The sequence below is a fragment of the Kitasatospora sp. NPDC059817 genome (assembly GCF_042731835.1).
In the GTDB taxonomy this organism is placed as follows: domain Bacteria; phylum Actinomycetota; class Actinomycetes; order Streptomycetales; family Streptomycetaceae; genus Kitasatospora.
Genome location: NZ_JBHWIR010000022.1, coordinates 1 through 991, shown reverse-complemented (window position 1 = coordinate 991; position 991 = coordinate 1). Strand labels below are relative to the sequence as shown.

Genomic DNA, 991 nt, shown 5'->3' with positions numbered 1-991 from the left:
CCGGCCCAGCCCACCCCTTTTCACACCCCTCGGTCATCACCGGGGCGGGCCCCCCCCCGGTTACCGCCCCCCGAAAACCGAGGGGCCCCCGGTGTCGGTACCCCCCCCCGGGGCCCGGTGCGGGGCCTCAGAGCCCGCTCAGCGCTTGCCGCCCGGCTTGGCCGTGGACTTGGTGGCGAGCCGGGTGGCCGCCCAGTCCTTGGCGACCGCGATCGAGCTGGTCTGGGAGAGACCGGCGGTGCGGGCCGCGTCCGCGATGTCGGACGCCTCGACGTGGCCGTCACGCCCGGTCTTGGGCGTCAGCAGCCAGATCAGACCGCCCTCGGCCAGGTACTCCAAGGCATCGACGAGGGAGTCGGTGAGGTCCCCGTCGTCGTCGCGGTGCCACAGCAGAACGGCGTCGGCGACGTCGTCGTAGTCCTCGTCGACGAGATCCGTCCCGGTGAGCTCCTCGATGCCTTCGCGGAGATCCTGGTCAGTGTCGTCGTCGTACCCCAGCTCCTGGATGATCTGGCCTTCTTCGAAGCCGAGACGGGTCGCCGGGTTGGACTTGTCCGCGGGGTCCGCGGTCGCGCTCACGGGAATAACCTCCAGTATTCGGCCCGGCATCCATGCCGAGGCTGTGGCCGTAGTCCACACGGGCGCGGCGGTTCGCGCAAGTACCCGACCCCTGATCCCCCCCAAAGGTTGACGTGCCACAGCGGGGACACGCCGTTCGATGTGTCGGGAATCACACCGATTTGCCCTTCTCTGCATGAGACAAGGATGCTTCGGGTGGTCCCGGCCCACAGGGCGTACGGATGCCCGAGATACGAACGGCATTCGGGTCCGCGCGTGCGCGGGCGTAGAGTCTCCTGTTGGCCCTCACCCCGGCCGCCCGCCATCGGGCGGACGGGCCACCAGGTCGGTCCACCGCTGTAAGTTTCACCCGGGGGGGTGGGGGGCGGGCGAAGTGGCCCGGTCCGCGCACCGCCGGACCGGGGCCCCCCCC

At 70.8% G+C, this 991-nt stretch carries 1 protein-coding gene; it reads right to left on the bottom strand.

All coding sequences use genetic code 11. The features are described from left to right. Positions 1-138 precede the first annotated feature (138 nt). Positions 139-579, bottom strand: coding sequence for a DUF3052 domain-containing protein (locus ACFV61_RS07605; RefSeq protein ID WP_063347441.1), 441 nt, complete (start codon positions 577-579; stop codon positions 139-141). Between the last annotated feature and the right edge of the window lie 412 nt (positions 580-991).